The sequence below is a fragment of the Mycobacterium parmense genome, assembly GCF_010730575.1.
Lineage (GTDB): Bacteria > Actinomycetota > Actinomycetes > Mycobacteriales > Mycobacteriaceae > Mycobacterium > Mycobacterium parmense.
Window position 1 is genome coordinate 3607525 of record NZ_AP022614.1, and the last position, 24033, is coordinate 3631557.

The 24033-nt window shown below is 69.3% G+C and carries 23 protein-coding genes and 1 riboswitch; of the genes, 8 read left to right on the forward strand and 15 right to left on the reverse strand.

Annotation, left to right across the window (positions count from 1 at the left end; all coding sequences use genetic code 11):
• Nucleotides 1-13: 13 nt before the first annotated feature.
• From G6N48_RS16695 to G6N48_RS16720, 6 genes are all read right to left on the reverse strand, one after another.
• A complete protein-coding gene (locus G6N48_RS16695) occupies nt 14-1468 on the reverse strand; it encodes a neutral zinc metallopeptidase (protein ID WP_085272043.1) in 1455 nt (484 codons plus the stop codon).
• Between the two features lie 306 nt (nt 1469-1774).
• A complete protein-coding gene (locus G6N48_RS16700; protein WP_085271727.1) occupies nt 1775-3244 on the reverse strand; it encodes a M28 family peptidase in 1470 nt (489 codons plus the stop codon).
• Nucleotides 3241-4737 carry a M28 family metallopeptidase gene (locus tag G6N48_RS16705; protein ID WP_085271726.1) on the reverse strand — a complete coding sequence of 499 codons (1497 nt, stop codon included), beginning with the start codon at nt 4735-4737 and terminating at the stop codon, nt 3241-3243. The genes G6N48_RS16700 and G6N48_RS16705 overlap by 4 nt, the downstream gene beginning before the upstream one ends.
• A 95-nt stretch (nt 4738-4832) precedes the next feature.
• A complete protein-coding gene (locus G6N48_RS16710; RefSeq protein ID WP_085271725.1) occupies nt 4833-5258 on the reverse strand; it encodes a DUF2752 domain-containing protein in 426 nt (141 codons plus the stop codon).
• A 13-nt stretch (nt 5259-5271) separates the two neighbouring features.
• Nucleotides 5272-5613, reverse strand: coding sequence for a CD225/dispanin family protein (locus G6N48_RS16715; protein WP_085271724.1), 342 nt, complete (start codon nt 5611-5613; stop codon nt 5272-5274).
• A gap of 21 nt (nt 5614-5634) precedes the next feature.
• Nucleotides 5635-5970, reverse strand: a complete 336-nt coding sequence (locus G6N48_RS16720) for a hypothetical protein (protein ID WP_139826010.1) — start codon at nt 5968-5970, stop codon at nt 5635-5637.
• A 60-nt stretch (nt 5971-6030) separates the two neighbouring features.
• Here G6N48_RS16720 and G6N48_RS16725 point away from each other — a divergent pair, with 60 nt between their 5' ends.
• The gene (locus tag G6N48_RS16725) at nt 6031-6558 is read left to right on the forward strand and encodes a serine/threonine protein kinase (RefSeq protein ID WP_085271723.1); all 528 of its coding nucleotides are present in this window, start codon (nt 6031-6033) and stop codon (nt 6556-6558) included.
• A gap of 6 nt (nt 6559-6564) precedes the next feature.
• On the forward strand, nt 6565-7083 hold the full coding sequence (locus G6N48_RS16730; protein ID WP_085271722.1) for a serine/threonine protein kinase: 519 nt from the start codon (nt 6565-6567) through the stop codon (nt 7081-7083).
• On the opposite strand, the gene G6N48_RS16735 is transcribed toward G6N48_RS16730, so the two are convergent.
• From G6N48_RS16735 to thiO, 4 genes are all read right to left on the reverse strand, one after another.
• The gene (locus G6N48_RS16735; protein WP_085271721.1) at nt 7084-7842 is read right to left on the reverse strand and encodes an SGNH/GDSL hydrolase family protein; all 759 of its coding nucleotides are present in this window, start codon (nt 7840-7842) and stop codon (nt 7084-7086) included.
• Between the two features lie 10 nt (nt 7843-7852).
• Entirely contained in the window at nt 7853-8641 is a 789-nt protein-coding gene (gene thiG, locus G6N48_RS16740; protein WP_085271720.1) for a thiazole synthase, read from the reverse strand.
• Nucleotides 8634-8831, reverse strand: a complete 198-nt coding sequence (gene thiS / locus G6N48_RS16745; RefSeq protein WP_085271719.1) for a sulfur carrier protein ThiS — start codon at nt 8829-8831, stop codon at nt 8634-8636. Before thiS ends, thiG begins: the two co-directional genes overlap by 8 nt.
• Nucleotides 8828-9835, reverse strand: coding sequence for a glycine oxidase ThiO (gene thiO / locus G6N48_RS16750; protein ID WP_085271718.1), 1008 nt, complete (start codon nt 9833-9835; stop codon nt 8828-8830). Before thiO ends, thiS begins: the two co-directional genes overlap by 4 nt.
• A riboswitch (TPP riboswitch) is annotated at nt 9827-9954 on the reverse strand. Its footprint overlaps the gene before it by 9 nt.
• Before the next feature lie 35 nt (nt 9955-9989).
• On the opposite strand from thiO, the gene thiE reads away from it, so the two are divergent.
• Nucleotides 9990-10664 carry a thiamine phosphate synthase gene (gene thiE / locus G6N48_RS16755; RefSeq protein ID WP_085271717.1) on the forward strand — a complete coding sequence of 225 codons (675 nt, stop codon included), beginning with the start codon at nt 9990-9992 and terminating at the stop codon, nt 10662-10664.
• Here thiE and G6N48_RS16760 read toward each other — a convergent pair.
• Nucleotides 10636-11268, reverse strand: a complete 633-nt coding sequence (locus tag G6N48_RS16760; protein ID WP_085271716.1) for an NUDIX hydrolase — start codon at nt 11266-11268, stop codon at nt 10636-10638. The two genes, thiE and G6N48_RS16760, sit on opposite strands and share 29 nt — an antisense overlap.
• 124 nt (nt 11269-11392) lie before the next feature.
• Between G6N48_RS16760 and glnX the strand changes: the two genes are divergently transcribed.
• From glnX to G6N48_RS16775, 3 genes are read left to right on the forward strand one after another with little or no spacing between them, the layout of a single operon-like run.
• Nucleotides 11393-12712: a protein kinase G-activating protein GlnX gene (glnX, locus tag G6N48_RS16765; protein WP_085271715.1), complete on the forward strand. Its 1320-nt coding sequence runs from the start codon at nt 11393-11395 to the stop codon at nt 12710-12712.
• Nucleotides 12712-13689, forward strand: a complete 978-nt coding sequence (locus G6N48_RS16770) for a glutamate ABC transporter substrate-binding protein (RefSeq protein ID WP_085271714.1) — start codon at nt 12712-12714, stop codon at nt 13687-13689. Before glnX ends, G6N48_RS16770 begins: the two co-directional genes overlap by 1 nt.
• The gene (locus G6N48_RS16775) at nt 13689-15959 is read left to right on the forward strand and encodes a serine/threonine-protein kinase PknG (protein WP_085271713.1); all 2271 of its coding nucleotides are present in this window, start codon (nt 13689-13691) and stop codon (nt 15957-15959) included. Before G6N48_RS16770 ends, G6N48_RS16775 begins: the two co-directional genes overlap by 1 nt.
• Nucleotides 15960-16292: 333 nt before the next feature.
• Here the strand turns inward: G6N48_RS16775 and G6N48_RS16780 are convergent, their stop codons facing one another.
• Nucleotides 16293-17147, reverse strand: a complete 855-nt coding sequence (locus G6N48_RS16780; RefSeq protein ID WP_085272042.1) for an endonuclease domain-containing protein — start codon at nt 17145-17147, stop codon at nt 16293-16295.
• Nucleotides 17148-17241: 94 nt separating this feature from the next.
• On the opposite strand from G6N48_RS16780, the gene G6N48_RS16785 reads away from it, so the two are divergent.
• Nucleotides 17242-18558 carry a DUF1800 domain-containing protein gene (locus tag G6N48_RS16785; RefSeq protein ID WP_085271712.1) on the forward strand — a complete coding sequence of 439 codons (1317 nt, stop codon included), beginning with the start codon at nt 17242-17244 and terminating at the stop codon, nt 18556-18558.
• A 10-nt stretch (nt 18559-18568) separates the two neighbouring features.
• On the forward strand, nt 18569-19768 hold the full coding sequence (locus tag G6N48_RS16790; protein WP_085271711.1) for a DUF1501 domain-containing protein: 1200 nt from the start codon (nt 18569-18571) through the stop codon (nt 19766-19768).
• Here G6N48_RS16790 and G6N48_RS16795 read toward each other — a convergent pair.
• The 3 genes from G6N48_RS16795 to fgd are packed head-to-tail and all read right to left on the reverse strand — an operon-like array spanning nt 19757 to nt 23997.
• The gene (locus G6N48_RS16795) at nt 19757-20917 is read right to left on the reverse strand and encodes an acetate kinase (protein ID WP_085271710.1); all 1161 of its coding nucleotides are present in this window, start codon (nt 20915-20917) and stop codon (nt 19757-19759) included. The two genes, G6N48_RS16790 and G6N48_RS16795, sit on opposite strands and share 12 nt — an antisense overlap.
• The gene (gene pta / locus G6N48_RS16800; RefSeq protein WP_232066804.1) at nt 20907-22964 is read right to left on the reverse strand and encodes a phosphate acetyltransferase; all 2058 of its coding nucleotides are present in this window, start codon (nt 22962-22964) and stop codon (nt 20907-20909) included. Before pta ends, G6N48_RS16795 begins: the two co-directional genes overlap by 11 nt.
• A gap of 22 nt (nt 22965-22986) precedes the next feature.
• The gene (gene fgd, locus G6N48_RS16805) at nt 22987-23997 is read right to left on the reverse strand and encodes a glucose-6-phosphate dehydrogenase (coenzyme-F420) (RefSeq protein ID WP_085271708.1); all 1011 of its coding nucleotides are present in this window, start codon (nt 23995-23997) and stop codon (nt 22987-22989) included.
• Between the last annotated feature and the right edge of the window lie 36 nt (nt 23998-24033).

The window sequence follows — 24033 nt, forward strand, 5'->3', positions numbered from 1 at the left end:
GCACAGAGTCCGGCTAGCCAGGGTAGCGCGAATAACATGCGTCCATGTCGCCGGTCACGCCGCCGCGGAACGCCGCTATCCGGGTGAAACCGGCGGGCACACTGGTGCCGTCGGCGTCGCTGGCGACGAGGTGATTGGTGAGTAGGCCCGCGACCGCTTCGTCGAGGTCGCCGGCGGTCAGCAGCAGCCCCTGCTGCGGGACGTCGACGGGATCGGCCATCTTGCGGTGCACCACACCGGTCAGGCAGGCGGTGCGCAGCGCCGTCCACGGGCTCTGCATCGGCAGGCCGCGTTGGTGCTGCGCCGCCAGGGCGTATCTCGACATCACGATGGACAGGGCGGTGTCGTCGCCCTGCGGGAGGCTGTGCTCGTTCTCGTCGGCGGCCTTGCCCATCATGGCCAGCCCGGGCAGGTCTACCACGATGGTGTTGGTGGCCGGGCAGTAGGACGCCGGCGGGCTGGCCTTGGCATCCGCGCACGGGGCCATCGTGTAGGACAGCGCCGGCGGGTTCTTCGGCGCGAACACCCTTCCCAGCGCCTGCATCAGCATCGACAGGGTGTCCTTGTTGATCGGGACCTCGCCGGTTTCGGGGTTTCCGCTGTTGTCGACCCGCAGAGTGTTCGGCAGGTCACCGCGGCGATCGTCGATCTCCTTCTCGTTGATCGCCGCGCAGGCCGGTGCGCCGTTGATGAAACCCATCTGGAAGGCGCTGATCCGGTCCAGGGCCGACCCGTGCTCGTCATCGTTGTCGGTCTCGCTGTCCATCACCGGGTCGCGCGTGGTGATGATCCCCGCCAGCACGTGATCGAGTCCGTCAGCGGTGCTGAGGGTGAACCGGCGCGACTTGCCGTCGGCGACCCAGAACAGGTAGACGCCGGCGAAACAATCGGCCTGTTGCTCGCGCACGATGATGGGATCGTGTTTGGTCACCAGCTTCGCCATGTGCTGCAGCGCGTGCCCGAATTCGTGCGCCAGCACGCCGTTGACGGACATCTCGCCGAAGTAGCGCTTCGCCACGGCCAGGAACACGCCCCGGTCCCACGCGATCAGGTTGCAGCGCGAGGTGAAGAATGCGTTGACCAGCTTGTAGGTGTCGCTGTGGCAGACGGTCGGACTATCCGGATCCTCGGAGTTGTAGGACACCAGCCTGCCTACCGGAACGAAAGATCCCTTGAGCGAATCGCTGTACACCGACCTCCAGTAATCCTCGATGTCGTTGACCGACAGCAGCGACAACCTGTCGATGGTCCCGTTGTCGGTGCCCACCACCGTGCCGGTCGGGGCCGGCGCATCCGAGCGGATCCCACTGGGGCCGTTGGTGGCGGTCAGGCCGGCCACCCGGAACGGATCGTTGAGCATCGACAGCCCGCGGCCGTCGACGACCGTGGTGCACGCCGACACCACCATCGCCGCCGCGGCGCAGGCGCGCGCCGCGGCCGTGCGTCGACCCCGCGCGCGCCAACCCATGACGAACCTCATCCCGACCGGCAAACCGAAGGGATCTCATTCTAGAGCCAATGGTCAACGGCCATCGGATGAACGCGTGGGTTCAGCAAACGACGGAGGTCGGCGCAGTCTTGAGGGGCCGCTATTGTCCCGCGTCGGGCCGGGACACGTCTCCGCGCCAGGCGCCGGTCCCACTGGGGCGGGATTCGATGAACTTCTTGAACCGCTCCAGGTCACCGCGGATCAGGAGTCATACCCGCGCACCGGCGGTTCAATCACTTCGTGTCCGACCCGGAGGCCACCACGACGCCGCTGCCGGGTCGCGCGCTACGGAACCCTGGTGCGATGCCGCTTGTCGTGCGGGGGGACGCCGTTGACGCCGCCGATCGACTCCGCGTAACTGCCGACCGCGAACGCGGCGCCAGAACCCATGACCGCCAACGCATCTCGATTGATGTTGTCGACCGTGTCGCGGGGACTCTGGAAGTCGGGGTCGAAGGGGGCGCCCGCCTGGCCTCCCCAGAGCCGTGCCTGCACAGTGGTTTTCAGCTGCGAAGCACCAGTCGTCGTCCCGCCGATGGGCACGCCCGCGACCATGAAGGGGTGGTAGTCGGTCCGGGTACTCAGCGGCATGTCCGCGGGCCGCTTTCCCGCCAGGTTCAAGAAGCCGGCCAGGGTGCGCTCGATGCCCGCCGACCCCTCGGGCACGTCCGCGTACGTCACGCCGGGCCCGGGCGGGCCGGACTGGTCGCCGTCGTCGGTGAAGAATCCGGCGTTCGGCGAACCCAGCATGGCGAAATTCAGATACAGCGCGATGTCGTTGAGCTGCTCGGCGTTCATGCCGAAGACGTAGTCCATCACGCCGTTGAGGCCGTCCTCCTCGGCACCCCAGAACGCGAATCGCACCGCATTGTTGACCGGCGCCAGCGGACCCAGTTGCAGCGCGGTCTCCAGCACCGCGGCCACCCCCGAACCGTTGTCGTTGATTCCCGGGCCGGCGCGCGGGCCGTCGAGGTGGGCGCCGACCATCACCACTTCGTGGGGGGAGCCGGTCCTGGTTTGCGCCAACACGTTTCGTGACGTGATCTTCACGTTCTGCGCGTCGAGCACCATGCGAATCGGCGCTGTCGCGGCTGCCAGCGCCGAGCCCGCGTACGAACCGGCGACGGCGACCGGCACGGTCAACTGTTTGAAATAGCCCGGGTTGAACAGCGTCGGCGGGGCTCCCTGGCCGGCGGGCGCGCTGAGCACGATCAGCGCGGCCGCACCCTTGGCGACCGCGCTGTGCTGCTTGTCGACCACCGAGCAGCGTGAGTCGTCGACCACGGCAATGGCACCCTTGGGCACGACGGGCGGGTAGTCGGTGACCGCGCAACCCGACGGTTGCGTCGGTCGGACGGGCTGGCCGGTCAGGCCGCCGGGCGGCGTCTGCACCAACAGCGAGGCCTGGTCCACCGCGTAGCTGCGTCCGGCCACCGTGATCGACGGCTTGCCGGGCGCCACCGTGTACAAGCGGTCGAACTGCGGGGTCGACACGTCGAAACCTCGGTCCCGCAACGTCTTGGCCACGTAATCGACGCTGGCGTCATACCCCGGCGTGCCTTCGGCGCGGTTGCCCTTGTTGGCGTTCGCGATGTCCTGCAACGCGTGCAGGTGGGCGAACATCCGATCCGCGGTCACCTTCGCGGCCAGGTCGTGGCCGAGGTCGGGGGCGCCGACCGGCTTGACCGGCCGCGGCGACGAGCATCCCGCCAGCAGCCCGGCCAGCAACAGTACCGCGCCGAGCCCGCGGATCATGATTTGTTGAGCACGTGGCGCGTGCGGTCCTCCATGATGGGAACCCCGTTGTGCCCGCCGATATCCTGCGCGTATAGGCCTATTGCGTAGGCGACCCCGCCGCCGTTGATTCCCAGCGCGGTGCGGTTGATGTGATCGAGGGTGTCGGACTTCTGATGGTAGTTCGGGTCGAACGGCTGGTTGGCGGTGCCGCCCCACAGCTTGGCCTGGTCGTCCGACATCTTGCCCTCGGCGCCCGAGAACAGGCCGCCCGCCGGGATGCCCGCGAGGGTGAACCCGTCGTAGTCGGAGCGACCGTCGAACGCGGTGTCCTGCGCGGTCTTCCCCACCGACTTCAGGTAGGCGACCAGGGTGCGCTCGATGCCGGCCGAGCCTTCCGGAACCACCGGCCGATCGCGCACTTCCATCGGCAGCGACTGATCGCCGTCATAGGTGAAGTAAGCCGGGTTCGGCGATGCCAACATGTCGAAATTCAGATAGAGCGCAATGTTTTTGAGCCCGTCGATGTCCAGCGATTCGACATAATTGCGCGACCCGATCAGACCGAGTTCTTCCGCGCCCCAGAAGCCGAACCGTGCCGCGTTGTGCACCGAAGGCGAACTACCCAGCTGCACAGCGGTTTCCAGCACCGCCGCGACCCCCGAGCCGTCGTCGTTGATGCCCGGCCCCTCGGGGACGCTGTCCAGATGCGCGCCCGCCATCACCACGTTGGTCGCCGAACCGGTCTTGGTCTGCGCTATCACGTTGCGCGCCTTGAAGCTCTGGGCGCTCGCGTTCAGTTTGATCGTGGTAAGCCCCGGCTGCTCGCGAAGCTGCACGGCCACGGACTTGGTCACACTGAGCACCGGGATCTTGACGTCGGTGGCCGGCCCCAGGGTGCCGCCCATCACCTGCTCGTCCACGTTGTCGGCGATGATCAGCGCCACCGCCCCGCTCTGCGCGGCGGTATCCTCCTTCTGCGAAAACGGGCAGTTGCCGCGGCTCACCATCACCACGGCGCCTCGCGACGGCAGCGTGAAGTAGTCGGAAGCGGCGCAACCGACGTTGGCCGGCGGCATGACCACCAGGGGCCCGCTCACCCCGTCTGGCGGCGTCCCGAGGCTGAAGTCGAGTGCGTGCGCGGCCAAAGAGTTGCCGGCGACGGTGAGCACCGGCTTGTCGGCATGGAAGACGCGCGCGGAGAATTCGGGTGTCTGCACGTCGAACCCCTTGTTACGCAATGTGGTTGCCACGTAGTCGACGGTGGCGTCGTAGCCCGGGGTGCCCACCGCGCGGGTGCCGTTGTTGGCGTTGGCGATGTCCTGCAATTTGGTCAGGTGCACCATCATGGCGTCGCTCGTCACCTTGTTGTGCAGCGCGGTCGCGAACTCGGCCGCCGCGGGGTCACCGCTCGCCAGGGGCGAATTGGCCGGCCGGTGAAGGCAACCGCCCGACAGCGCGGCAAGTGCCGCGACAGCGAGGATCGCCGGTATCGCCTTCGATTTGAGGACCATCGAGGCCAAGGTTAGACCGCTGTCGCACCTGCGCGCGCAGGGACACGAAGACTCATCGCAAACGCCTGCATTCCCCCGAATGCCGCCCGGTCCGCTCAGACCCGCAGGAAACTGAACGGGGCAAAGGGAATGTTGCGCAGGGCGAACCAGGCCACCACCAAAGACAGCGTCACGGCCGCCGACCAGCGGTGATGCTGCCAACTCCGGATGCGTCGGCCCGCCAGGCGGCCGTAGGTCCACGCCAGGTACGCCCACACCAGAAGCACCAGCGCCGCCAGGCCCAGGGCATTGAACCGCGCGGCCGCCAAAAGGTCGCCGTGCATCAGCGAATACAGCATGCGCATGCTGCCGCACCCGGGGCAGTCGATACCCAGCAGGGCCTTGGTGGGACACACGGGCAGTGGGCCGCCCGGTGTGGTCGGGTCACCCAACCACACCGCCGCGCACACGCAGACCGCCGACGCGGCCACGGCCAGTGGTGCGCCGAGAACGGGGGCCGACGAGCGTTCGCGGACTACCACAGCCGGCCCCGGCCTAGAATCCCAGCAAAGTCATGGCCGCCGCATTGGTATTCGAGTTCATGCTCGCCACGTTGACCGCGATGATGATCGCGTTGACGATGAGCCCGACGATAACCGACCACATCACCCACTTCTTGGCGCTGTCGGCGGCGGCCTGTGCCTCGGGGTAGCGCCCCTGCGCCCATAAACCGTTGACCTGGCTGGATTTGACGATCGCCACAATGCCGAAGGGAAGGCAGCAGAACAGCGTCACCAGAATGGACCACACCAGATAGTTTTTCGGCGCTTGCCCCGCCGGCGGCTGCGGCGGGTAGCCGGGATAACCAGGGGGCGGCGGCGGGGGCGGTTGGGTCATCGATTCTCCAGTCAAGAGGAGTTAGCTGGCGTGAAGCGTTGCTAACCATACCCGAGCGAAGTCGAGACTGGCCATCACAAAAAATGAAAATTTCCAGGCCGCGCGCTTCGGGTCGGCGGTGCGCGAGGCCGGGCTCTCCATCAGCTGTTCATGCTTGAAGTCGCGAGGGAGCAAAACCGTTGGGCGCAGAAGCGTCTCGACGTTTCCCGGATTTTCGGCCGGTGCCGCCCGATACGCGCGCACGGTTTGCCGGATTCGGCCGCACCGACGAATGCTTTCCCACGGAATGTATTGCTGCGTGGTGCCGTAGCCCCGCAGAGCCGATTTGGCCGAAGTGGTGTTTGGAGCGTGCCGCACAAATACACTCCTGCTGTCAGCGCGGCGCACGCCGGTCCGACAACGTCAAGGAGTCAAGGGATGTCTCATCTCACCAAAGCGCTGCGCGCGGCGACGACGGCGGCGTTCACCACCGGCGTCGCGTTGGCGGGCATCGCCACGGCGGCCGCCGACCCCGCGGGCAACACCGGCAGCCAGGACGACATCAACGCTTTGGCAACGTCGTTGTCGAAGGGTTACGACGTCAAGATGTGCCAGCCGGCTCCGCTGACCGGCACCGTGCTGGCCGAACTCGACTGCGGCCAGAGCCCCGATCCCAACGGGCCGGCCGCGGGCGTTTACCAACTGTTCGGCAGCGGCGCCGACATGTCCGCCGCCTTCACCGCCGGCATCAAGGGTGTCAGCCTGAGCACCTGCGGCGACAGTGGCCAATCGCCGGGCACCTGGCACCAGGGCTCCGGCCAGGCGGCGGGGCAAGTGGCGTGCGGCACCTACGAGAACGCCGCGACGATCACCTGGACCACCGACAGCAAGAACGTGCTGAGCCACGTCCGGGCGTCCAACACCGACGTCAACGCGCTCTACCAGTGGTGGCGCACCAATGGCTGAGCTGCTATACGGGACAGTGTGAGAGCACTTCGGGCGGTCCTCACGGCGGCGCTGATCGGTGGTTCGGCGGCGGGGATCGCGACGGCGGGCGCCGACCCGGGCACCGGCAACCCGGCCGACGTCAACACCCTGGCCACCTCGCTGTCGAAGGGCTATAGCCTCGATAACTGCACGCCGGAAAGCGTCACCGCCGGGGAACTGGCCGCGCTCACGTGTGGGCGAAGCCCCGACCCGGCCGGACCCGTTCTGGCCAAGTACGTGCTCCTGCGCAACGGCGGTGAAATGGCGGGCATGTTCATCCGCTCGATCGCGGAGGACTTGCTGACCGACTGCGGCACGCTCAAGTCGCCCAACGTGTGGCACCGGGGCGGCTCGACCGAACCGACCGGCCAGGTGGCGTGCGGGACATTCCAGAACCAGGCCGAGGTCATCTGGACCATCGACGACAAGAAGGTGCTCAGCCTGATCCGTGGGTCCACCAACGACGTGCCGTCGCTCTACCAATGGTGGCAGGCCAACGGCTGATCACAGTTGGGCCGCAACCAACTTCGCCACCGCGCGCATGCCCGCGGCGTTGGGGTGCAGCGGGGCCGGCCGGCCCGGCAGCGGCACACCGGGCCTCGTCGTCCACGGCTCCGCCGACCACGCGTGGTGCTCTCGACTGGCCGTCGCTGCGCGGATCACCTCGCAGCCGGTCGCCCAGGCCGCGTCCGCCGTCATTCGTTCCAGCCGCGCGGCCACATGGCGCCCCAGGTCGGCGTCCCGCCGCGGCAGGCCCGGCACCGGCACGCCCTCGGGCGGCAAGACCGTCAGGTAGTCGACGAAGAACACGCGGGCGTCACGGGCGCGCTCGCGCAGGGCGCGACCCACGGCGCACAGGGAATCGAATGCGTCGTCCAGTGCCCGATCTCGCGCGGCGCGGTCCAGCAATTCGCGGATGCGGCCGCCGATCACGGGCAGGCGCCGCGCCGGCCGGGGCAGCGAGGCGGCCATCAACAGCGGGATGTAGCCGACGTCGTTGCCGCCGATGGTGACCGTCACCAGGCTCTCCGAACCGTCCAGGGCATCGATCTGGGGCGGCATGCCGCGCTGACGGTCGGCGAGCACGTGGGCGGTGGTGGCTCCGGAGAATGTGACGTCGACGAGGTCGAAGCCCTGTTGCTCGGCGATCAGGTGCGCGTAATTGCGGGCCGATCGGCCCGACCACCGGGGAGCCCCGGGGGCACCGGGCCGGATCCCCGGACCCGCGGCCATCGAACTACCCAGCGCGACATAGCGTTTCATCAACCTGAGCTCAACTGGCCGCTCCTCGGCGGTCCGCCCCGCCGCCAGGCGGGCTGGATGCCTGCGCCCAGAACCGCTTCGGGATCCGCCCCGCCCGCCGCGCCAGGTGTCCGGCGGTGACGGCGGCGGCCATCGCGGCGGCCATGGCGGGGGGGTCGGCAGCCCGGGTCACCGCCGTGGCCAACAGCACGGCGTCGCAACCCAATTCCATCGCCAGCGCGGCGTCGCTGGCGGTGCCGATGCCGGCGTCGAGCACGACGGGAACACCCGCCCGGGCGACGATCATCTCGATGTTGTGCGGGTTGGTGATCCCGAGGCCGGTGCCGATCGGCGATCCCAGCGGCATCACCGCGGCACAGCCGGTGTCTTCGAGGCGGCGCGCCAGCACCGGGTCGTCGTTGGTGTAGGGCAGCACCACAAAGCCGTCGTCAACCAATTGCTCCGCGGCACGGACCAGTTCGATGGCATCGGGCAGCAGCGTACGTTCGTCGGCGATCACCTCCAGCTTTACCCAGTCGGTGTTCAGCGCCTCGCGGGCCAGCTGCGCGGTGAGCACCGCCTCGGCCGCGCTGCGGCAGCCCGCGGTGTTGGGCAGCGGCGTGATGCCCAGCCGGTTGAGCAGGTCCAGCAGTCCGGTGCCGCCCTCGGCGTCGACCCGGCGTATCGCGACCGTGGTCAGCTCGGTGCCCGACGCGATCAGCGCCTCTTCTAGCACCGCGAGGTTGCCCGCTCCCCCGGTGCCCATGATGAGCCGCGAGGCGAAGCTGCGGTCGGCGATCGTCAAATTCGAGTCAGCCACCCTGCACCGCCGTCACCACTTCCAATCGGGCTCCATCGAATAAGGTTGTCTGCCAACCGGAACGGGGCAGTACCGACGACTGAAGGGCCACCGCGACGCCGCGGTCCGGGAAGCCCAGCGACTCCATCAGCGCGGCGACGGTGGTCCGCTCGTCGACCTCGACCTCTTTCTCGTTGACGACGACGATCACGAGGGGGCTCCCACCGGGGCGAGTGCGGCGAGCACCCGCTCGGCCGTCCACGGCGCGAGCAGAAAGCCGGACCGGCCGTGGCCGGCCGCGACCAGCGTTCGCGCGTCGAGGCGTTGCACGATAGGCAGGTTATCGGGCGTCATCGGGCGCAGCCCGGCGGCACACTCGGCCAGTTCGTACTCTCCCAGCGCGGGCAGCACCGCGCAGGCGTCGTCGAGCAGGTCGCGCACTCCGGACACGGTGGGGGCGGTGTCGCGTCCGTGCTCGTACTGGGTGGCGCCCACCACCACCCCGTCCGCGCGCGGCACCAGGTATACCTGACGGCCGTGCACTCTGGCCCGAATCACCCGCTGCGGCAACGGCATACATCCCTTTCGCCAGCGCAGGCGCAGCACTTCGCCCTTCACCGGGCGCACCGGCAGTCCCGGCCAGAGCGCCGGGGCGTCGATGCCGTTGGCGATCACCACCGCATCGCCTTGCGCACCCGACAGGTCATCGACCGGTCCGGCCCACCGCACACCCAGGCGCTCACAGTCTCGCCTCAGCGCGTCCAGCACCGCCCGGTTGTCGACCGCGAGCTCGGTGGGCGCCCGGAAACCGTGCCGGATCCCTTGGGCCAGAGCGGGTTCGACGTCACGGGCGGCCGACTCCCAGATCACCGGGTGCCCCTGCGCCGACAACCAGTCGGCGACAGTGCGCAGGTCCGCTACGTCGGCGCGGTCCACGGCCACCACCAGCGACTCGCGCGCGGTCACCACCTGCGGCGGCAACCCGTCGAGGTACCCGCCCTCGCGCCACAGCCGCAGGGATTCCAGGCCCAGCCGCAACAACCGCTCCTCGCCGGGCCAACCCTCGCTGTGCGGTGCGAGCATTCCGCCGGCGACCCAGGACACCCCCCTGTCGTCGCCTCGGTGTACGTGCACCGACAAGCCGGCCCGAGCCGCGCGGCGCGCCACCGACAGGCCGATGACGCCGCCACCGATGACAGCCACGTCCATGCTCATCCTTCGCCTCCCTTCGCCGGCATGACCCGGATCAGGTGTGACGGTCAGGGCAGGCCCAGTTCGCCTGGTTGTGCCCACTCTCAGCCCCGCAGCCACCCGGGGCTCCCGTGTCCAGCATTTCTCCCGTCCCACGCTAGCGCGCTAGCGTCGCGGTGTGCACGCCTCCACCGCAGCCCGGCTGGCTCGAGCCACCCTGTACCTGTGCACCGACGCCCGGCGTGAGCGCGGCGATCTGGCCGAGTTCGCCGACGCCGCGCTGGCCGGCGGGGTCGACGTCATCCAGCTGCGGGACAAGGGGTCGCCCGGCGAGCGGCGGTTCGGCCCGCTCGAGGCGCGCGACGAGCTGGCGGCGTGCGACGTCCTCGCCGACGCCGCGCGCCGGCACGGCGCCCTGTTCGCGGTCAACGACCGCGCCGATATCGCCCGCGTGGCCGGCGCCGACGTGCTGCACCTGGGGCAGGGCGACCTGCCGCCGGCCGTGGCCCGCGACATCGCCGGGCCCGACACGCTGATCGGCCTGTCCACCCACGACGCCGACCAGGTGGCTGCCGCGGCGGCCGGCGCGGCGGACTACTTCTGCGTCGGCCCCTGCTGGCCCACCCCGACCAAACCCGGCCGCGAGGCGCCGGGGCTGCGGCTTGTGCGCGTCGCGGCCGGCACGGGGAGCGCCAAGCCATGGTTCGCGATCGGCGGCATCGACGGGCAGCGGCTGCCGGAGGTGCTGGCCGCCGGCGCGCGCCGCATCGTGGTGGTGCGTGCGATCACCGCGGCCGAGGACCCGCGGGCCGCGGCACGCGAGCTCAGCGCGGCGCTTGCAGCAGCGAGCTGACGCGGCGGCTCAGCTGTGAATGGGCCTGATCTGCGTCCCCCGGCACGCACCAGACGAAGACGCCCGCCTCGAGTTCGATCGTGCGTGGCAGGTGTCGGCGCCGGTCGTCGCCGTGCTCCAGCGGGATCAGGGCCGTCGCGGTGCGCAGCCGCTGCCAGCTCGCCGCGAACCCGGGATGCAGCGGCAGGTCGGCCACCTCGTCCTCGCCGACCCAGCGCATCTCGGCGCTTTCCCCGTTGGGCAGGGTGTGCAGCAACTCGGCGGTGTCGGCGATGACGGTCGTGTAAGTCCACCGGGTTCCGCCCATCCCGCCGACCTCGGCCGTGACGACCGCCCCCCGCACGGTGACCCGCTCGGGCGGAAGGCCCGCCTCCTCGTGCGCTTCGCGGACCGCGGTCTGCTCCGGGGTCTCATGGCTGTCCCGCGCGCCGCCGGGCAGACCCCAGGTCCCGCCCTGATGACTCCACACCGCCCGATGCTGCAGCAGGACCGCGGGGGTGCCGTCGTGGCGGGGGGCCCGCAGCAGCAAACCCGCCGCGCCGAATCGCCCCCAGTAAGGGGCGCCGCTGTCGGAGATCACCCATCCGTCACCGTCGCCGTGCACGAGTTCAGAATAGGCAGCAGGCATCCGGGGTCAATCTGTCCGCCTCCCCCCATACGCCCCAACCTTCTCTTAGAATTCGCTTATAGATATTGAGTGCCGGCCGAAAGACGAGGGCTGATCAGACGTGACGGTTGAGTTGGCGCACCCGTCGACCGAGCCGCAGGGATCGCGCTCGCCGGTCGAACCGGCCCACCCCCGCTGGTGGTTCGTCGCGACGACGCCGGGCCGCATCCTGACCATCGGGATCGTCCTGGCGGTGCTCGGCGGCATCAGCGCCTTCGCCACCTCGACGACCATCAACCACCGGCAGCAGGTGCTCACCACGGTGCTCAACCACACCGAACCGCTGTCGTTCGCCGCCGGCCGGCTCTACACGACACTGTCGGTGGCCGACGCCGCGGCGGCCACCGCGTTCATCGCCGAGGCCGAGCCCCAATCCGTCCGGCAGCGCTACGAGCAGGCGATCACCGATGCGGCGGTCGCCGTGACCAGGGCGTCGAGCGGGCTGACCGACGAACCGCTGGTGCAACTGCTCGGACGGATCAACGCCGAACTGGCCGTCTACACGGGGCTGATCGAGATCGCCCGGACCAACAACCGGGAAGGCAACCCCGTCGGTTCGTCCTACCTGTCGGAGGCTTCCGGACTGATGCAGACGACGATCCTGCCCGACGCCGCGCAGCTCTATCAGGCGACGGCCGAGCGGGTGGACACCGAGACCACCGCGTCCACGCAGATCCCGGCGCCGGTGATCCTGGTGGTGGCCACCACCGCGGCCTTCGGGGCGTTCGCCCACCGCTGGCTGGCGCGGCGCACCAGGCGCCGCATCAATCCGGGGCTGGTCGTGGGGGGACTCGCTATTCTCGTCATGGTGGTATGGGTCGGAACCGCGCTCACCATTTCGACGACGGCGAGTCGCAGCGCCGAGGACACCGCCGCCGACTCGCTCAAGACCGTGACCAACGTCGCGATCACCGCCCAGCAGGCGCGGGCCGACGAGACGCTGTCGCTGATTCGGCGCGGCGACGAAGAGAAGCGGAAGCAGTCTTTCTATCAGCGCATCGACTCCATGCATCAGCAGCTCGACCACTACATGGGTCGCAGCGACGCCGTCGACAAGCCCGACCTGCAGGGCGCCGACCAGCTGCTGCTGCGGTGGCGACAGGCCAACGACCGGATCAATTCCTACATCTCGGTCGGTAACTACCGGGCCGCCACCCAGGTCGCGCTCGGCAGCGGGGAGGACGACTCCACCCCGGCGTTCGACAAGCTCGAAGACGAGCTCGGCAAAGCCATGGACCAAAGCCGCACCCACCTGCGCAACGACGTCCTCAACGCGCGCAGCGGGCTGTCCGGCGCGCAGGTCGGCGGCGTGGTGCTGAGCCTCGGGGCCGCCATCGCGGTCGCCCTGGGGTTGTGGCCGAGGCTGAAAGAGTATCGATAATGACGCGGGCGCCCAGGCTCCGGCGGGCGTGCTCCGTGCTCGCCACGGCGCTGCTGCTGGCGGGGTGCGGGCACGCCGAGACCTTGACGACCCGGACGGCTCCGACCCTGCCGCCGCCCACCCCGGTGGGCATGCAGCAACTGCCGCCCGAGCCGCCGCTGCCGGCCAACGACGGCAGCCAGGATTGCGACCTGACCGCCAGCCTGCGCCCGTTCCCCACCAAGGCCGAGGCGGACGCCGCCGTCGCCGACATCCGCGCCCGCGGCAGGCTGATCGTCGGACTCGACATCGGGAGCAACCTGTTCAGCTTCCGCGACCCGATCACCGGAGAGATCACCGGCTTCGACGTCGACATCGCCGGCGAGGTCGCGCGCGACATCTTCGGCGCGCCGTCGCACGTCGAGTACCGGATCCTTTCGTCGGACGAACGCGTGACCGCGCTGCAGAACTCCGAGGTCGACGTCGTCGTCAAGACCATGACCATCACCTGCGAGCGGCGCAAGCTGGTGAACTTCTCGACTGTCTACCTCGACGCCAACCAGCGCATCCTGGCGCCGCGCGACTCACCGATCGCCAAGCCGGCCGACCTGTCCGGCAAGCGGGTGTGCGTGGCCAAGGGCACGACGTCGCTGCACCGCATCCGCCAGATCGACCCGCAGCCGGTCATCATCTCGGTGGTCAACTGGGCCGACTGCCTGGTGGCCATGCAGCAGCGCGAGATCGACGCCGTGAGCACCGACGACTCGATCCTGGCCGGACTGGTCGAGGAGGACCCGTACCTGCACATCGTCGGGCCGAACATGGCGACCCAGCCCTACGGCATCGGCGTCAACCTGCAGAACACCGGCCTGGTGCGGTTCGTGAACGGGACGCTGGAACGGATCCGCCGAGACGGCACCTGGAACACGTTGTACCGCAAGTGGTTGACGGTCCTGGGCCCGGCGCCGGCGCCGCCCACCCCGAGGTATCTGGACTGATGGCCGAGGCACCGCACTCCGCGGACCCCGAGGACGCCGCCCCCGGCACGCAGCCCGCCGAGGCCCAGTCCGCCATGACCTCGGAGGGGCGGCCACAGGCCACCCAGGCGCTGTTCCGGCCGGACTTCGACGACGATGAAGACGACGACTTCCCGCACATCTCGCTGGGCACCATGGATTCCGAGCCCGCGGACCGCATGACGGTGGCGACGCGGGTGCTGCCGCCGGTGCGCCAGCTCGGTGGCGGACTGGTCGAGATCCCCCGGGTCCGCGACATCGATCCGGTCGAAGCCCTGATGACCAATCCCGTGGTGCCGGAATCGAAGCGGTACTGCTGGAACTGCGGCAAACCCGTCGGCCGGAGCGGCAAGAAAGGCAAGGGAGAGTCCGAGGGCTGGTGCCCCGCCTGCGGCAGCCCATATTCGTTTCTGCCGCAGCTGAATCCGGGTGACATCGTCGCGGGCCAGTACGAGGTCAAGGGCTGCATCGCCCACGGCGGTCTGGGGTGGGTGTACCTGGCGGTCGACCACAACGTCAACGACCGGCCGGTGGTGCTCAAAGGCCTGGTCCACTCCGGGGACGCGGAGGCGCAGGCGATCGCGATGGCCGAGCGGCAGTTTCTCGCCGAGGTGGTCCACCCGCAGATCGTGCAGATCTTCAACTTCGTCGAGCACACCGATCGGCACGGCGACCCCGTCGGCTACATCGTCATGGAGTACATCGGCGGGCAGTCGCTCAAGCACGGCAAGTACGACAAGCGGCCCGTCGCCGAGGCCATCGCCTACCTGCTGGAGATCCTGCCGGCGCTGAGCTACCTGCACTCCATCGGCCTGGTCTACAACGACCTCAAGCCCGAGAACATCATGCTCACCGAGGAGCAACTCAAGCTGATCGACCTGGGCGCGGTGTCTCGGATCAATTCGTTCGGCTACCTCTACGGCACCCCCGGGTTCCAGGCGCCGGAGATCGTGCGCACCGGGCCGACGGTGGCCACCGACATCTACACGGTGGGCCGGACCCTCGCGGCGCTGACGTTGAACCTGCCCACCCGCAACGGCCGGTACGTCGACGGGCTACCCGAAGACGATCCGGTGCTGCGCACCTACGACTCGTTCCGCAGGTTGCTGCGCCGCGCCACCGATCCCGACCCGCGCCGCCGGTTCGCCAGCACCGAGGAGATGTCCGCCCAGATGATGGGCGTGCTGCGCGAGGTGGTCGCCCACGACACCGGGGTTCCCCGGCCCGGCCTGTCGACGGTGTTCAGCCCGAGCCGGTCGACGTTCGGGGTGGACCTGCTGGTCGCGCACACCGACGTCTACCTCGACGGCCAGGTGCACTCCGAAAAGCTGACCGCACGGGAAATCGTTACCGCGCTGCAGGTTCCGCTGGTCGATCCGACCGACGTCGCCGCCCCGGTGCTGCAGGCGACCGTGCTCTCGCAGCCGGTACAGACGCTGGACTCGCTGCGCGCGGCCCGCCACGGCACGCTGGACGCCGACGGCGTCGAGGTGTCCGAGTCGATCGAGTTGCCGCTGATGGAGGTCCGCGCACTGCTCGACCTCGGCGACGTGGCCAAGGCCACCCGCAAGCTCGACGACCTCGCCGAGCGGGTCGGCTGGCAGTGGCGGCTGGTGTGGTATAAGGCCGTCGCCGAGCTCCTCACCGGCGACTACGACTGTGCCACAACGCATTTCACCGAGGTATTGGACACCTTCCCCGGTGAGTTGGCGCCCAAGTTGGCCCTGGCCGCCACCGCGGAGCTCGCGGGCACCACCGACGAGCACATGTTCTACCGAACGGTGTGGCGGACCAACGACGGCGTGATCTCGGCGGCCTTCGGGCTGGCCAGATCGCTGTCCGCCGAGGGCGATCGGGCCCTCGCGGTGCGCACCCTCGACGAGGTGCCGGCCACCTCGAGGCACTTCACCACCGCGCGACTGACCAGCGCGGTTACCTTGCTGTCCGGCCGTTCGAAGAGCGAGATCAGCGAGGAGGACATCCGCGACGCCGCCCGCCGTGTGGAGGCTCTGCCGCCCACCGAACCGCGGGTGCTGCAGATCCGCGCCCTGGTGCTGGGCTGCGCGATGGACTGGCTCGAAGACAACGAGGCGAGCACCAATCACATCCTGGGCTTTCCGTTCACCGAGCACGGCCTGCGGCTCGGCGTCGAGGCGTCGCTGCGCAGCCTGGCCCGTGTCGCGCCCACGCAGCGGCACCGCTACGCGCTGGTGGACATGGCCAACAGAGTAAGACCGACGAGCACCTTCTAGGTTCGCGGGTCGCGCGTGGGCGTCGAGTGTGCTGCAGGGGCGCCGCGTGTGCAGCCACGGCGGCGAGTGTGCGGCCACGGCGGCGAGTGTGCAGCCACGGCGGCGACACGCCGACGAAGACCGCCCTACACGCACACTCAAAACCGTGAGCGCACAACCGAAGCCCCGGCCGCTGCGCGTCGCGCGTGGGCGTCGCGTGTACACCCTGCGCGTCGCGCGTGGGCGTCGCGTGTACACCCTGCGCGTCGAGTGTGGGCGCCGCGTGTGCACCCTGGGCGTCGAGTGTGCAGCCACGGCGGCGACACGCCGACGAAGACCGCCCTACACGCACATTCAAAACCGTGAGCGCACAACCGAAGCCGCGAACGCCTCTCGCACTCGTCGGATGATCTCGGCGGGACGGTCGTCGGCGACCACCCGGACGATTATCCAGCCCATGCGCTCGAGCGTCTCGATCCGCCGAATGTCCTTGGCGAATTGCCGACGATCCGTCCGATGCTGGTCGCCGTCGTATTCGACGGCGACCATGCGGTCCTCCCAGCCCAGGTCGAGGTAGGCGAACGGTATGCCATCGACGTCCGACACGGGTATCTGCGTCTGCGGCCGGGGCAGACCCGCGTCGATGAGGAGCAGCCGCAGATAGCTCTCCCGTGGCGACGCTGCGCCCGGGTCGACGAGCTCCAGCGCGGCCTCCAGCCGCCGCAGCCCCGGAGAGCGCGGGTGGTTTGCGGCGACGCGCAGCACGTCGTCGTTCTTGACGCCCGTCGCCCGGGCGAGCGCATCGAGCCGGACCACCGCCGAGCGGACGGCGCCCCGCCGGCCGATGTCGAAGGCGGTGCGCTCGGGCGTGGTGACGACACGGCCATCGAGCACCTGCGTCTCACCGTCGGCCAGCGCGTAGCGACGCGTCAACACGCCGCGGGGTGCGCGGGCGGTGGTGTGCAGCACCTCGACCGGGACATCGTCGGGGATCCACTCGGCGCCGTGCAACGCCGCGGCGGCCGCGCCGACGATGGTCCCCCGTCGCCGCGTCCACAGCCAGGCGGCGGCGATCCGCAGTTCGAGCGTCAACGCGACGTCGTGCGGCAGGTACACGTTCGGGAACACGGCACGGTATCGCGTACGCAGCTGGTGCCTGCTCAGCGCCCCGGACGCCAGCGCCTCGCTGCCGATGATCGGCTTCTGCATGCCGCGCAGCATCACACGAACGGCACGCACCATGGTTACCTCTGTGCACAGCCACCTCAAGCAAATCGCAAGGATGCTGGAGCACAGTGGACGCATGGCGGCGCAGTCCATGCGGTGGATCAGCACGGCCCGCATGCTGCGGCGGGCCGGGTTCGGCGTGACGGGAACCGAGGTCGACGCGGCCGCAGCCGGCGACTGGCCCGCCTACGTCGACGCGATGCTTGCCGCCGACCCCGACGCGGACCCGGGCGCGGTCGCCACCCCGATGCCGGTCATGGAGGCGCCCCGCCGGCCCGGCAAGGGCGCCACGGTCGCGGCGCGCAAGCAGTTCAACCAGCAGCTCTCCGAACAGCAAGACGTGCTGTCGGATTGGTGGCTGCGCCGCATGGTGAGCGTCGCGCAGCCCGCCCACGAGAAGCTGACGTTGCTGTGGCACAACCACTTTGCCACCTCCGCGCAGAAGGTTCGGGCCGCGGCGTACATGGCCGCGCAGAATCAGAAGCTGCGCACCCTGTCGCTGGGCGACTTCCGTACCCTGGCCTACACGATGCTCACCGATGCCGCGATGCTGCGCTGGCTGGACGGTCAGAGCAATACGGCCCGAGCCCCCAACGAAAATCTCGCGCGCGAGTTCATGGAGTTGTTCGCCCTGGGCCACGGCAACGGCTACACCGAGGACGACGTGCGCGCCGGCGCCCGCGCGCTGACCGGCTGGGTGATCGGCGACGACGGGCGCACCGCGCTGGTGCCCAGACGACACGACGGCAGCGCCAAGACGCTGTTCGGCCAGAGCCGCAACTTCGACGCCGCCGGATTCTGTGACGCCGTGCTGGCGCAGCCCAAGTCGGCGCAGTACGTCGCCGGCCGGCTGTGGCAGCAACTGGCGTCCGACGACCCGCCGTCGCAGCCGGCGCTCGACCGGCTGGTGTCGGCCTATGGCCCCGGACGGGACCTGCGCGCGCTGACCCGCGCCATCCTCACCGATGACGAGTTCACCGGCGCGCGGGCCACGACGGTGAACACCCCGGTCGAATGGCTGGTCGGCGTCATGCGGGCGATGCGGGTGCCGGTGAACCAACCCGCCCCCCGCAAGATCGCCGACGCCACCCTGCGCGCACTGGGACAACGGCCCTTCTATCCGCCCAGTGTCGGCGGCTGGCCGCATGGCCCGGTGTGGCTGTCCACCGCCAGCGCCGAGGCCCGGCTGCAGGCCGCGAGCCGGCTGGCGCAAGTCGGCGACCTGTCCGGTGTCGAAAGCGCCGCCCCGGGTGACCGCATCGACGCGGCCGGCTACCTGATCGGCATCGGGGCCTGGTCGGACCGGAGCGCCAACGCGCTCAAGCCGCTCATCCGCACGCCGTCACAACTGGTCGCGGCCGCCGTCAACACGCCCGAATACCTGACGTCCTAGCGAGATCACGATGCCAGAGATGAACCGCCGCAGATTCCTGATCGCCAGCGCGGGTGTGGGGGCGGCCGGCCTGCTGTCCACGGCGGTCGCGGTCGACTGGCCCGACATGATGCGCGCGGCCCGGGACCGGCCGCTGGCCGCGGGCGCCGGTGTCCTGGTGATCGTCTCGCTCTACGGCGGCAACGACGGCATCAACACGGTCATCCCGTACGCGGACAACGCCTATCACGACGCCCGGCCGGAGCTGGCCTACGCCCCGGGCGACGTCCTGCACCTCGACCAGCAGCTCGGGCTCAACCCCGCGATGAAGGGCCTGGCCGGCCTGTGGGAGCAACGCCAACTCGCCATCGTGCGCGGGGTCGGCTACCCGCAACCCGACCACAGCCACTTCCGGTCCATGGACATCTGGCAGACCGCCTCGCCGGCCGAACCGGTTTCGACGGGCTGGATCGGCCGCTGGCTCGACGCCACCGGCGACGACCCGCTGCGCGCGGTCAACATCGGGCCGGTTCTGCCCCCGCTGGCCGTCGGCGAAAAGCACACGGCGGCAGCCCTTTCCACGATGCGGGGGGCGGCCAGGCGTGCGGAGGGCTTCGACTCCATCATGAGCGCACTGGGCGCAGACGACCCCGGCGACACCCCGGCGATGGCAGCGGTGTGCAAGGCCTACCGCGACGCGCGCACCACCGACAGGACGTTCGCGTCGGTCAGAGCCGGTGCCAAGGGCCACAATTCGCTCGCGTCACAACTCGACGCCGTCGCCGACGCGGTGCGCGCCCGGGTGCCCACGCGGGTGTACACGGTGCAGCTGGGCGGCTTCGACACCCACGCCGGCGAGCGCGGCACCCAGCAGCGCCAGCTGCAGACCCTCGACGAGGCTCTGACCCCGTTCCTGCAGCAGATGGCGGGCGACCCCTACGGCCGCAACGTCGTGGTGATGGCGTACTCGGAGTTCGGTCGCCGGGTGCGCGCCAACGCCTCGCAGGGCACCGACCACGGCACCGCCGGGCCCGTGCTGGTCGCGGGCGCACCCGTCAGCGGCGGCTTCTACGGCGAGCAGCCCAGCCTCACCGACCTCGACCGCGGCGACCTCAAGTACACCACCGACTTTCGCGACGTGTACGCCGAGCTGCTGACGAGGACGGTCGGGACCGATCCCGCGCCGTCCGTCGGCGCGGGACGAAAACCTCTGGGCTTCCTAACGGCCTAGCAGGCCCGCGCAGTCGCGTGCGATGGCGAGTTCCTCGTTCGTGGGAATCACCAGCACCGTGATCGGCGAGTCGTCGGCGGATATTCGCCGAGCGCCGCCGCCGGCCGCCGCGTTGCGGCGCTCGTCGACAACGATACCGAGTTCGCCCATGCCGGCCAGCGCGTCACGGCGTACCAGTGCATCGTTTTCGCCGACGCCGGCGGTGAAGGTGAGCACGTCGGTGTGCCCCAGCACCGCCAGGTATGCGCCGATGTACTTGCGTAACCGGTGAATGAAGACGTCGTACGCCAATCGCGCTGCGCCGTCGCCAGATTCGATCATCGAATGCAGCCTTCGGAAGTCACGCTCGCCCGCCAGTCCCCAGAGGCCCGATTCGTTGTTGAGCATCGACTCGATCTTGTCGACGCTCATGTTCGCGGCGCGCCACAGGTAACTGATCACACCGGGGTCGACATCGCCGCTGCGGGTGCCCATCACCAGCCCCTCCAGCGGCGTCAGACCCATCGAGGTGTCGACCGGGCGGCCGCCCGCGATCGCCGACGCCGACGCGCCGTTGCCCAGGTGCAGCACAATCTGATTCAGGCCGGCCGCCGGCCCGCCGACGAACGCCGCCGCCTGCTCGCTGACGTAACGGTGCGAAGTGCCGTGAAACCCGTAACGCCGTATCTGCCAGCGCTGCGCCAAGTCCCGATTCACCGCGTACGTCGCGGACGCGGCCGGCAGCTCGTGAAAGAACGCCGTGTCGAAGACGGCGATGTGCGCGACGTCGGGGAGCAGCTTGCGAGCCACCTTGATCCCCTGCACCGCGGGCGGATTGTGCAGCGGGGCAAGCTCCGAGAGCTTCTCGAGCTCGGCGATCCGCGCATCGTCGAGTAGCGTCGGGCGATAAAAGGCGTTGCCGCCGTGGACCACCCGGTGGCCGACGGCCAGCAGGCCGCACGACGTGAGGTCGACACCGGCCTCGGCCAATTGCGCGAACGCAAGCCGCAGCGCCTCCTCGTGGTCGCCGACCCGCGACGACGGTTCACCGATCTGCTGGATGCCGCCGCCCGTGCGCGCGGCCCCGGACTCGAGGTCGATCAGCTGATATTTCAGCGAGGAGGAGCCGGCGTTGATCACCAGCACCACGCGGGACGCGTCAGCCGTCATGGGACACCTGAGCCTGGATGGCGGTGATGGCGACCGTGTTCACGATGTCTTCGACCAGCGCGCCGCGGGACAGGTCGTTCACCGGCTTGCGTAATCCCTGGAGGACGGGCCCGATCGCGATTGCGCCGGCGCTGCGCTGCACCGCCTTGTAGGTGTTGTTCCCGGTGTTGAGGTCGGGGAAGATCAGCACGGTGGCGCGGCCGGCGACGGGCGAGCCGCGCAGCTTGGTGGCCGCGACGGACGGTTCGATGGCCGCGTCGTACTGGATGGGCCCCTCGACGGGCAGGTCGGGCTCCCGAGAGCGCACCAAATTGGTTGCGGTCCTAACCTTTTCCACGTCCGCTCCGCTGCCGGAGTCACCGGTGGAGTACGACAGCATGGCCACGCGCGGCTCGATGCCGAACAGCGCGGCGGTGCGCGCCGAACTGATCGCGATGTCGGCCAGTTGCTCGGGGGTCGGGTTGGGGACGATCGCGCAGTCGCCGTAGGCCAGCACCCGATCCGGCAGGCACATGAAGAAGATACTCGACACCGTCGACACGTCGGGGACGGTCCTGATGATCTCGAGCGCCGGCCGCACGGTGTGCGCCGTGGTGTGGGCGGCGCCGGAGACCATGCCGTGGACCAAGTCGTTGTGCACCATCATGGTGCCGAAATATGTCGCGTCGAACATGATCTCGTGGGCGTGCTCCAAGGTGACGCCCTTGGCCTTGCGCAGCTCAGCATACTGCCCGGCGAATCGCTCGCGCAGGTCGCTGGTCGTCGGGTCGATCACCGTGGCGTCGCTCAGGTCGACGCCGAGTTCAGCCGAGCGATGCCGGATCGAGGCCTCGTCGCCCAGGATGGTCAGGTCGACGACGCCACGCTGCAGCAAGCGACCTGCAGATCGCAGGATGCGGTCGTCCTCGCCCTCGGGCAGCACGATGCGCTTGCGGTCGGCACGCGCCCGCAGCGTCAGCCCGTGGATGAACATCTGCGGAGTTATCACGGTCGGGATCGGAATCGCGAGCTGCGCCAACAGATCCGTCACGTCGACGTAGCGCTCCATCAGCTCCAGCGCGGTGTCGATCTTGCGCTGCGACGCCGCCGTGACCCGGCCACGGGCCGCGGCCGCGGCGCCGGCGGTGTCGTAGGTGCCCAGGTCGGTCGCAATGATCGGCAGCCGCAGCCGCAGGCCGGCCACCAGGGCGGCGATCGACGGATGCAGGTCGAACCCGCCATTGAGGACGATGCAGGACAACGACGGAAAACCCTGCGCCGCATGGGCACTCGCGACGGCGAGGACCACGTCCGAGCGGTCGCCCGGGGTGATCACCGCCATGCCGTCACGCAGCCGTTCCAGCACGTGGTCGGCGGTCATCCCGGCGGCGAGGACGCTCATCACCTCACGCTCACGCAGGGACGCCTCGCCGCTGACCGGCTTCCCGTTCACGGCCCGCTCGAGTTCGGCCACCGTCGGCGCCGACAGCAAGGGCTCCTCGGGCAGCACGTAACTGCGCTGCTCGAAGACCGCCAGCGCCTTTCGCACAGCCTCCAGCTGGGCCGGATCGCACCGATTGGCGACCACCGCCGCGGTGTGTGCGCGCTGCGCCGACAGCTCGGCCATGCAAACCTGGACCACACTCGAGATCTCTTCGGGCGTGCGACCTTTGCCGCTGACGGTCAGCAATACCGGCGCGCCGAGGTTGACCGCGATTCGCGCGTTGACCGACAGCTCGGCGGGCCGGGTGATGTCGGTGTAGTCACTGCCCACGATCACCACGGCGTCGCAGGCTTGCGCCATCGCGTGGTAGGCATCCACCACGTCGGCGATCGCGGCATCGCCGTCGGCGTGCAGCCGCTGGTAGGTGGTGCCGACGCACTGGTCGTAGGTCAGGCCCGCGGTGGTGTGGGCCAGCAGCAACTCCAAGATGTAGTCCCGGGAGCGATCGCGGCGCGTAATCGGCCGGAACACACCGACTTTCGCGACGGTCGCGGCCAGGCGGTGCAGCAGCCCCAGCGCGATCGCCGACTTGCCGGTCTCCGGTTCGGGAGCGGCGACATATATCCCTGGACCGGCTCCAGTGGTTTCAGCCAAGTCGCCGCAGCCTGGGGGCCAGGTCCTTTTCGAAGAGCTCCAGGAAACGGCGCTGGTCGTGGCCGGGCGCATGGAACACCAGGTGGTTGAGGCCCCAGTCGACGTAGTCCTTCACCTTTTCGACCGCCTCATCGGGATCCGACGTAACGATCCAGCGCTTGGCGACCTGCTCGATCGGCAACTCGTCGGCGGCCTTCTCCATTTCGAGCGGGTCGTGGATGTTGGTCTTCTGCTCGGCCGTCAGCGACAGCGGCGCCCAGAAGCGGGTGTTCTCCAGCGCCAGCTCCGGGTCGGTGTCGTAGGAGATCTTGATCTCGATCATGCGGTCGATATCGTCGGGGTTCTTGCCCGCCGCCTCCGCGCCCTCCCGCATCGCGGGAATGAGCTTGTCCTTGTACAGCTCCTCGCCCTTGCCCGAGGTACAGATGAAGCCGTCGCCCGCGCGCCCGGCGTACTTGGCCACCTGCGGTCCGCCCGCGGCGATGTAGATCGGAATACCGCCCTCGGGAACGTCGTAGATGGACGCGCCCTTGGTGTGGTAGTACTCACCGTCGAAGTCGACCCGGTCGCCCAGCCACAGCTCACGCATCAGCCGGACGGACTCGCGAAGCCGGGCGTAGCGCTCCTTGAACTCCGGCCAATCGCCCTGGTAGCCGGTGGCGATTTCGTTCAGCGACTCCCCGGTGCCCACGCCGAGGAAGATGCGATCCGGGTAGAGGCACCCCATCGTGGCGAATGCCTGGGCGATGACGGCGGGGTTGTACCGGAAGGTCGGCGTGAGCACCGACGTGCCCAGCACCAGCCGCTTGGTCCGCTCTCCGACGGCGGTCATCCACGCCAGGGAGAACGGAGCGTGGCCGCCCTCGTGCCGCCACGGCTGGAAATGGTCACTGACGGTCGCGCTGTCCATGCCGTGACCTTCGGCGGCGACAGCGAGTTCAACGAGCTCACGCGGTGCGAATTGTTCAGCGGAAGCCTTGTATCCCAGTTTCAGTTCAGCCACGAGTCTTTTCTACTCCTAACCGCCTCTGGACTCACC

Excerpts from the sequence above, each read along its gene's own strand:
- G6N48_RS16695 (WP_085272043.1), bottom strand. The coding sequence starts at position 1,468 with ATGGGTTGGCGCGCGCGGGGTCGACGCACGGCCGCGGCGCGCGCCTGC.
- G6N48_RS16700 (WP_085271727.1), bottom strand. The coding sequence starts at position 3,244 with ATGATCCGCGGGCTCGGCGCGGTACTGTTGCTGGCCGGGCTGCTGGCG.
- G6N48_RS16705 (WP_085271726.1), bottom strand. The coding sequence starts at position 4,737 with ATGGTCCTCAAATCGAAGGCGATACCGGCGATCCTCGCTGTCGCGGCA.
- G6N48_RS16715 (WP_085271724.1), bottom strand. The coding sequence starts at position 5,613 with ATGACCCAACCGCCCCCGCCGCCGCCCCCTGGTTATCCCGGCTACCCG.
- G6N48_RS16725 (WP_085271723.1), top strand. The coding sequence starts at position 6,031 with ATGTCTCATCTCACCAAAGCGCTGCGCGCGGCGACGACGGCGGCGTTC.
- G6N48_RS16735 (WP_085271721.1), bottom strand. The coding sequence starts at position 7,842 with ATGAAACGCTATGTCGCGCTGGGTAGTTCGATGGCCGCGGGTCCGGGG.
- thiO (WP_085271718.1), bottom strand. The coding sequence starts at position 9,835 with ATGAGCATGGACGTGGCTGTCATCGGTGGCGGCGTCATCGGCCTGTCG.
- G6N48_RS16770 (WP_085271714.1), top strand. The coding sequence starts at position 12,712 with ATGACGCGGGCGCCCAGGCTCCGGCGGGCGTGCTCCGTGCTCGCCACG.
- G6N48_RS16775 (WP_085271713.1), top strand. The coding sequence starts at position 13,689 with ATGGCCGAGGCACCGCACTCCGCGGACCCCGAGGACGCCGCCCCCGGC.
- G6N48_RS16780 (WP_085272042.1), bottom strand. The coding sequence starts at position 17,147 with ATGCAGAAGCCGATCATCGGCAGCGAGGCGCTGGCGTCCGGGGCGCTG.
- G6N48_RS16785 (WP_085271712.1), top strand. The coding sequence starts at position 17,242 with ATGGCGGCGCAGTCCATGCGGTGGATCAGCACGGCCCGCATGCTGCGG.
- G6N48_RS16790 (WP_085271711.1), top strand. The coding sequence starts at position 18,569 with ATGCCAGAGATGAACCGCCGCAGATTCCTGATCGCCAGCGCGGGTGTG.
- G6N48_RS16795 (WP_085271710.1), bottom strand. The coding sequence starts at position 20,917 with ATGACGGCTGACGCGTCCCGCGTGGTGCTGGTGATCAACGCCGGCTCC.